The sequence below is a fragment of the Rhodococcus sp. 14C212 genome (assembly GCF_011058195.1).
GTDB classification, from domain to species: Bacteria; Actinomycetota; Actinomycetes; order Mycobacteriales; family Mycobacteriaceae; genus Rhodococcus; species Rhodococcus aetherivorans.
The window spans coordinates 1-4,275 of record NZ_JAALEH010000174.1; the positions used below are offsets into that span (position 1 = coordinate 1).

At 72.7% G+C, this 4,275-nt stretch carries 1 protein-coding gene and 3 pseudogenes; 1 reads left to right on the top strand and 3 read right to left on the bottom strand.

Going from position 1 to position 4,275, the window contains the following annotated elements; translation table 11 throughout:
- A pseudogene (locus G6038_RS30270) lies at positions 1-501 on the top strand (RND transporter); the annotation flags it as partial.
- Between the two features lie 9 nt (positions 502-510).
- Here the strand turns inward: G6038_RS30270 and G6038_RS30275 are convergent.
- The 3 genes and pseudogenes from G6038_RS30275 to G6038_RS30285 form a co-directional block, all read right to left on the bottom strand.
- A complete protein-coding gene (locus tag G6038_RS30275; protein WP_165042559.1) occupies positions 511-2,340 on the bottom strand; it encodes a DUF2339 domain-containing protein in 1,830 nt (609 codons plus the stop codon).
- Positions 2,341-2,448: 108 nt separating this feature from the next.
- Positions 2,449-3,742, bottom strand: a pseudogene (locus G6038_RS30280) (VWA domain-containing protein).
- 122 nt (positions 3,743-3,864) lie between these two features.
- Positions 3,865-4,275: pseudogene (locus G6038_RS30285) on the bottom strand (hypothetical protein); the annotation flags it as partial.

A 4,275-nucleotide genomic window follows, 5' to 3' on the forward strand; every position in this document is an offset into this window, starting at 1 on the left:
CACCCGCAGCAGGCACCGTCCCAGCAGGCACCGTCCCAGCAGGCACCCTCGCAGCAGGCACCGTCGCAGCCGTCGAGGGAAGAGCCGGCCCAGGTCCCGCGCGCGCAGGACCAGCGGTCTTCCCCGCCTGCCACGCCGCCGCTGCCCCGCCGGCAGCGCGGCGACGTGCCGCCCCCGGTGACCCAGGCGTACGTGCGCCCGCAGGTTCAGCCGCAACCGCGCTCGTCCGGCGCGCCCATCCGGGACCCGCAGGCGATCGAGAACTGGCTCTCGCAGCTGCGACGGGCCAACCCGCGGACGGCGGATCAGCCGGTCGCGGGCGACCGCCCGTCGACGACGCCTCCGCCGGAGCACCGCGGCCCCACCGGCAGGGTCGACGACTCCCCGGCGAACCGGCCGGAGACCGATGAGCAGGATTCGCAGCGCGGCCGGCACGGCGGTGCCGAGAACAGCCAGTCGATCAGCGTGAGTGAACTCATCGCGCGGCAGCGCCGCCGCTGACCGAGCGGGTCAGTCCTCGCCGGACCCCGGCTCCGCCGAGCCGGAGCCGGTCTCCGGGGTGGCGGAGCGTCCGGCGAACGCCTTGGCGTACCGGGTACCGGCGGCGAGCAGCAGCAGGCCCACCACGATGAAGGCGACGACCCGCCACACCCCCTCGAGGGCGGCGAGGTCGAACAGGAAGAGCTTGGCCAAGGCGGCGCCGGTCAGCGACAGCCCCGCGGCCAGCGCGGCGTGCGCGTACTCGGTGCGGGCGAGGCCGACCGCCAGCATCGCGGTCGCCGCGATCATCCAGCAGATGGTCGCCGCGGTGTGCCCGGCGACGAATCCGGCGTCCGCACCGCCCAGGAGGACGCCTGCCGTCACCAGTGCCGTGGTCACCGCGTACAGCACCACGAGGGCCGCACCGCTCCACATCCACGGGATGCCGCGATCCCGGACGAGGTGCAGTCGCGTCGCCGTCCAGGCCACCAGCACCGTGACCGCGGCGAGCAGGACCGCGGTGACGAGCGTGGTCGCGTCCAGCCGGTCCGCGGCCCGCACCCCGTCGGTGAGATTTTCGAGTTCGGCGCCGTCGTAGAACCTCAGGCCGCCGAACAGCCAGAAGCCGAGACCCGCGACGAACAGCAGCCGCGAGCGCATCGACGTGGCCGCGCCGGCGAAGCCGGCGGCGACGACGAGCAGCACCATCGCAGCCAGGTCGGTGCTCGCACCCGCGAGGCACGCGTGCAGCAGCGCGAACGCCGCCACCGCGACGGACGCCACCCGCAGCGGACGCGACCGGGGCCCGACGAGGGCGAACAGCACGAGGTACCCCGCGGCGGCCGTGCCCTCGAGCGCGACGGCGGGCCACCGGTCCAGCCGCAACCCGACGGCGAGCAGCGGCACCGCCGCGATCGCCAGGCACACCGCGGCGACGACGTCGCCCGGCTCCCGGCGCAGCAGCAGCACCGCGGTGCCGGCGACGAAAGCAGCGACCGCCACCGAGAACCCGACCAGCCAGGCGAGCTCGCCACGATCGGCAAGCTCGGCCCCGGCGATCGACACCAGCAGGACCGCGGTCATCGGCACGACCCGCGCGAGATGCAGCAGCGCCCAGTTGCGGTGCCACTGCGCCGGGAAGCTCGCGACGAGCAGCACCAGCAGGAAGCCGAGGAGCAGCAACGGATCACCGTCCGACAGGGTGGGCGCGAGCAGCGCGGCCCCGAGCACGAGCAGCACGGCCAGAATCCGGTCCGACCAGCGCACCGCGAGCGCGACCCCGGCGCCGGCGACGGCGAGCGCGGCCGCCAGACCGACGACCGCCGGCACCCACCGGTAGTAGGCGGTCGCGGCGAAGACCACCAGGTAGCCGCCCGCGAAACCGGTCGCGGCCAGAGCGGCACCGCCGACGCGTCCGCCGTCGCGGCGGTGTACCCGGATCCCGGCGGCCACCAGCGCGGCCGACAGCACCGCACCGGAGACGACGCGGGGCACGGGACCGAAGACACCGGCCTGCGCGGCGAGCACGAGCAGCATCACCACGCCGATGAGGGTGACCGCCACCCCGGCGACGGCGAGCAGGCGGCTGATCACACCGTCGCGCTGCCACCACGGTTCCCGTCGCCCCGCCGGCGGCCGCGGCGCGGCGACGGGCGGGACCGGCCGCGGTGGTGGAGCCGGGGTCCGCGACGTGGGGGGCGCGGGCGCCGGGGCCGGAGCGACGGCGAGGCGGTCGAGCTGGGCCCGTAGATGTGCGACGTGCGCGCCGACGGCGTACAGGTGCTGTTCGAGCGCGTAGCACTCGCCGGACAGCTGGGCGACGAGCCGCGGATCGAGGCCGGGCGGGGTCGGCGTACTCATCCCTACATCGTCCGCGGAGCGGCGTCCGGGGGCATGAGTATCGCTACCGGAAATGTGAGCTTGTGCGCCGCCCCTCAGGGCGGTGCTGGTGCGGACCCGAGTCGCAGTTCAGCCCACGATGCCCGCGGCGCGTGCCGCACGCAGCCAGTCGGGAAATTCACCCAGCAGGCGCCGGTAGAGTTCGGCATCGCTGACCTGGGAGAGGTCGTCGACGCTGAAGAACCCGGCGTTGTCGACCACCCGCCCTTTCATGGTGTCGAGCTTTTCGAGGACGCCGTAGTTCGCTCTGCCGAGGCCGACGAACTGCCAGAAGGCGGGCAGGCCGGATGCCTTCTTCATCAACGCGGTGATCGGGCCCTTCTTGTGGAAGCCGCCGTCGGTGAAGAACAGCACCAGCGTGGGCATCGACGCCCCCGCGGTGAGGGTGGAGATGATCTCTCCCATCACCGGCAACTCGTCGTTGTAGCCACCGATCTGTTCGTAGTCGATGCCCCCGTGCACCCCACCGAGGTGCAGATACGTCGCGCACCAGGACTCGACATCGTGGACGGCGATGTCCGGCAGCCGGGCGAACGAGACCGCATACAGGTACGGCTCGAGGGTGCCGTCGTCGTCGACCTGCACCGCGATCGGCACCATCCTCTCGACGACCTGATGGATGCGTGTGCTGGTGTACTCGCGGTGCATGCTGCCGGTCTTGTCGATCACCAGGACGACCCGGGCCCGCACCCCGGCCGCCCTTGTCCAGCAGCACCCTGGCGACTTCCCGCTTGCGCAGGTCCAGCCTCTGCCGCTTCTCCAACGAGAGTTTCGCTTCGCCGGCAACGGTGCGCACACCATGGCTGTCCACGACCGCAGCCGGAGCAGCCGGCGGCACCACCGCAGCGGGTTCGGCAGTGGCGGGTTGATCGTCGACCTGCACCCCATGGTGGACCACCAGCGCCGACAGGCCCGTGTCCCACCCGGCGGAGACGTTGCGAAGCTTCCACGCGCCGTTGCGCCGATAGATCTCGAGCAGGACCGCCGCCCGCTCGGTGCTCAACCCCAGTGCGGGAGCCGTTGTCTCGCCCGCCGGGTGGCCGATCTGCACGCCCAGACCGGGCACGGCGGACAAGCTGCCCGGCACGCTGTCGTCGAGGGCGACCGCGACCGACAGCCGCTCGACCCCGGCGGGTATCGCGGTCAGATCGACACCGATCCGGTCGGCCGCGACCAACCGGACCGCGCCCTCCGGGGAGGCCGGCTGGTTGAAGAACACGAAATCGGCGTCGCTCCGGACACGCTGATCGGCGCCGAGCTGGAACACCATCAGATCGACCGTGCCCTGCCGGGCACCGGCCACCGCCACCGTCACCGGCCCCGAGGGGATGGTGGTGTTCTCGCCACGCGCAAGCTCTGCCATAAGCGTTCCGGCCCGGGGCGGGCCGTTTCCTTTCGTCGAACCGACAGGCGCCGCCACGCATTGTGGCCGACGCGGTCTGTATCTGCTCACCGACAGGCCCCGGGGTGTCGGAGCGCAGCCGGCTAGCCCAGCAGCTTGCGCAGCGTCGTCCCCAGCGGGTGCTTGACGTTGACGGAGCCGAGGCGGACGGTGCCGCCGACGATCAGATGCAGCGGGCCGAACGGGGGCCCGTTGCGCACCTTCGACTCGGCGCTCGCGGCGACGGTGTCGAGGCCGTTGATGTCGGCCGTGGCCTCGGCGGGAACGATCAGGGTGATGGAGCTGAGGTAGTCGTCGACCTGGATCCGCACCACCTGGGTGCGCATGACGGCCTCGGTGAAGTCGAGGGTCACCGAGGACATCAGGGTGTCGAGCCGCAGCACCGGTGGCACTTCCCAGCGGCCCTTGCGGCCGAGGTTGGACAACCGGCCGCGGATGGTGGGTGTCTGCATGTGCGAGGGCGGGGCGGGAGGCACCGGTCCGGGCATCGGCGG